Below are 3,487 nucleotides of genomic sequence, written 5' to 3'. Positions count from 1 at the left end.
ACTTATTATCTCGGATGATTCACTTTTATCCCCTCCATCTGCCTATGTGCCAGTTGGGGGTGCGGAATGTGGGTTTAAGAGCGATCGTCGCACAATTTCTTTTTGGGAGATGTCTAAGCTGTTGCGGCATTTAAATAGTATTTCAAAAATAATTAAAGTCATGTGGGGAGTAGGGGTTGGGCCAGAAAGCCCGCCCTGAATATACAATTTAAATGGGCGACAGCTTATTAGTATCGGTGCGGGGGTAGCGGTTTGGTCTTTGGTTATGTTGAGTGCCAATTCCAAGAATCTCTCAGTAAGTTCAAGAATCTACTAAATAGAAATAAACCGTTGCCGCCGCCATAATCCCGGTTCCGGGCGGGCAAATCGCCCGCCCCAGAAAAAGATTAGCCTTAGTATTGAGGTACAGACGGGTCTACTTCTTGACTCCAAGCAGTAATTCCGCCCTTAACATTAATTCCCTCAATTCCAGCTTCCTTCAAAATGCCCAAAGCCTTCGCAGAACGCCCGCCCATTTTGCAGTGTGCAATCAAGCGGTGGCCGTTCAACAATTCCTTGACTTTAGCCACACCTGCGCCGTGTTCGATATCCGGCAAAGGCACCAAAACCGACCCAGGAATTTGACAAATTTGATACTCATTGGGATTGCGAACATCCAACAATACAAAATCCTTCGCACCGCTGTCGATTAACTGCTTAAGTTCTGTGACAGTCATTTCAGGAACTTGGGGTTGTTCTGCTTTTACTTGATTAAAGCCGCAGAATTCTTCATAATCGATTAATTTTTCAATTACTGGGCGCACTGGATTTGGCCGCAATTTCAACTGCCGGAACGTCATATCTAAGGCATTATAAAGCAACAATCTGCCGCTCAATGTGTCGCCTTGACCCAAAATAATTTTGATCGCTTCCGTAGCTTGAATGCAGCCAATTACTCCGGGCAAAACGCCTAAAACGCCGCCTTCGGCACAAGAAGGAACCATCCCAGGAGGCGGGGGTTCCGGGTACAAATCGCGGTAATTCGGGCCGCCTTCGTAGTTGAAAACTGTTGCTTGTCCTTCAAATCGGAAGATGGAACCGTAGACGTTGGGCTTGTTTAAAAGCACGCAAACGTCGTTCATCAAATAGCGAGTCGGAAAGTTGTCTGTACCGTCGATGATAATATCGTAAGGGGTGGCAATGTCGATCGCATTTTCGGAACTAACGCGAGTTTCGTACAAATCAACTTGACAAAAAGGATTAATTTCTAAAATCCGATTTTTAGCCGACTCAATCTTCGGTTTCCCAACCCAAGAAGTGCCGTGAATTACCTGCCGCTGCAAATTGGAATGGTCAACAATATCAAAGTCTACAATCCCAATGCGGCCAACACCGGCGGCTGCTAAATACAGCAGCAGCGGCGAACCGAGGCCTCCCGTACCGATGCAGAGCACGCTGGCAGCTTTGAGACGCTTCTGCCCGTCCAATCCAACTTCTGGGAGGATGAGGTGGCGAGAGTAGCGTTCGTATTCTTGTTTGTTGAGCTGGATCTCCTCCAGATTAGGATTTAGCATGATATTGTGTGTAGCGCAGATTTTGAATTATATCCTATCTAAATCTTTCGCATTTTTACGTGTTTGTTATTTTTACGAATTATTTCTTAATCTCAGTCGGTTCCTGTGCGAGAATTTCCTCTGCTTGAAAGTTCCCCTCTCCGTCAAGACTCCAACTGCGGAGGTCTTCCCAACAGCCTTGTCGGACGGACACAATGATGTAAGAGTATTGGGCCCAGGCTAATGTTCGATCGCACTCTGAGGGCACTGCGGGACAATCCGTGTGAGAATGATATATACCGATAATATCCAGAGTGCGATCGCGCCCGTGTTTCATCGCCCGCAACATATCTTCGGGCTTGATAGCATATCTGCGTCGTTCTGTCAATTCTTTTTGTTCCGGCCAATTCTCTTCAGCTTCCGCACTCCAAGCATTTTCAGTCGGCCAAACTTCCACTAAAGTTTTAACCTCGCCAGTAACTCGACCGAGCAACAAACCGCAGCATTCTTCAGGATAAGCGCTTTCGGCGTGGGTGCGGATGGATAAAATTTGTTCGGGGGAAAGTGCGATCGGCTGCATAGGATTTTATTGTAGATTTTATTTTGACACTCCCCTGCCTGAAGGCGAGGGGATTCTAGGATCGGCCAGTCGATTTGCTCGTTGATGCTACCACCAGCGAGTAGAGCTCGGTCTGTCCCCCAGCGTGAATTCCGGTGTGCCCCACCGTATTTAAATTGATTTTTGCTTGCTTGAAACCCTTTACCAAAATATTTCTCGCGGCGTTATGGTCGCGATCTAATATCGTTCCACAACCGCAAATATGGGTTCGATTTGATAGGGTTTTCTTGACCGGGTTGCCACAATTTGAACACTCCTGGGATGTGTATTCCGGTGGAATAGCAATTACGGTTTTGCGGTACACTTTCCCAAAATACTCCAACCACTGAGCAAACTGCGACCACGCTGCATCGCTAATTGATTTAGCAAGCTTGTGGTTTTTGACCATATTTCGCACCTGAAGGTTTTCATAGGCTACGAAATCGCTAGATTTCACTACGCACAATGCCGTCTTTATGGCAAAGTCTTTACGCTGCCTCGAAACCTTTAGGTGCTTTCTTCCTAACTTGTCGATCGCTTTCTTTCGGTTCTTAGAACCTTTCTTTTTCCGAGAGACTCGCTTCTGCAATCTCTTCAAAGCTTTTTCGCTTTTTCGGAGATAGCGAGGGTTCGCAACTGTTTCGCCGTCGCTGTCAGTATAGAAGTGGTTCAGCCCTAGGTCGATTCCGATACCTTTACCAGTCGGAACAAGTTCCTCTTTTCGCTCTACATTGATGCAAATTTGTGCGTAGTATCCGTCGGCACGGCGTATAACTCTGATTCGTTTAATCTCGTTGGGTGCATAAAAATGCAAATCCCGACTACCGATTAATTTGAACTTCCCGGCGGCTAAACCATCTTTAAACGTCAAGCATCTTTTGTCGTGAGAAAGTGCCCAGCCGGATTGTTTGTACTCAACGGATCTGGTATGCTTTTTGAACTGTGGAAATCCCTTTTTTCCTGGTTTTTTAGCTTGGCAATTAGCAAAGAAACGTTGAATGGCAAAAATAGCACGTTCCGCCGAAGCTTGACGTGCTGTCGAGTTAAGCTTGCCTGCCCATTCAAACTCTTTCGCCATGAGGGCGCATTGTTTGTACAGGTCTACTAACTTAATTCCTTGATTGTCTATCCAATGTCTCAGAGTTTTATTTCGGATAAATTGAGCCGTCCGAATCATGTCGTCGATGATTCGATATTGCTCCGCCTTGCCTTTTAATTTAAACTCTAAAACTATCATTGCAATAGTTTACCATTTTTACTGAAGCTTTTATTTGCCAGCTTGTAAGCTGTTGCACATTTAAACTGTGATACAAGCATTGCCCTTATTTTTGATTTTGCGACCCCATTTAATTATTAA

Annotated in this window: 4 protein-coding genes; 1 reads left to right on the top strand and 3 read right to left on the bottom strand. The window is 45.6% G+C overall.

Annotation, left to right across the window (positions count from 1 at the left end):
- A partial coding sequence (locus tag QUA80_RS33130; protein ID WP_333429136.1) for a hypothetical protein occupies window positions 1–199 on the top strand: 199 nt, incomplete at its 5' end.
- Window positions 200–392: 193 nt separating this feature from the next.
- Here QUA80_RS33130 and moeB read toward each other — a convergent pair.
- The 3 genes from moeB to QUA80_RS33115 form a co-directional block, all read right to left on the bottom strand.
- Window positions 393–1,553: a molybdopterin-synthase adenylyltransferase MoeB gene (gene moeB / locus QUA80_RS33125; RefSeq protein ID WP_333429135.1), complete on the bottom strand. Its 1,161-nt coding sequence runs from the start codon at window positions 1,551–1,553 to the stop codon at window positions 393–395.
- A gap of 79 nt (window positions 1,554–1,632) precedes the next feature.
- A complete protein-coding gene (locus tag QUA80_RS33120; protein ID WP_333429134.1) occupies window positions 1,633–2,112 on the bottom strand; it encodes a M67 family metallopeptidase in 480 nt (159 codons plus the stop codon).
- A gap of 55 nt (window positions 2,113–2,167) precedes the next feature.
- On the bottom strand, window positions 2,168–3,367 hold the full coding sequence (locus tag QUA80_RS33115) for a transposase (RefSeq protein WP_333429133.1): 1,200 nt from the start codon (window positions 3,365–3,367) through the stop codon (window positions 2,168–2,170).
- Window positions 3,368–3,487 lie beyond the last annotated feature (120 nt).

It is taken from the genome of Microcoleus sp. F4-D5, from assembly GCF_036704885.1.
Taxonomy (GTDB): domain Bacteria; phylum Cyanobacteriota; class Cyanobacteriia; order Cyanobacteriales; family Microcoleaceae; genus Microcoleus.
This window is presented reverse-complemented; position numbering and strand designations above follow the sequence as displayed.

Excerpts from the sequence above, each read along its gene's own strand:
- moeB (WP_333429135.1), bottom strand. The coding sequence starts at position 1,553 with ATGCTAAATCCTAATCTGGAGGAGATCCAGCTCAACAAACAAGAATAC.
- QUA80_RS33120 (WP_333429134.1), bottom strand. The coding sequence starts at position 2,112 with ATGCAGCCGATCGCACTTTCCCCCGAACAAATTTTATCCATCCGCACC.
- QUA80_RS33115 (WP_333429133.1), bottom strand. The coding sequence starts at position 3,367 with ATGATAGTTTTAGAGTTTAAATTAAAAGGCAAGGCGGAGCAATATCGA.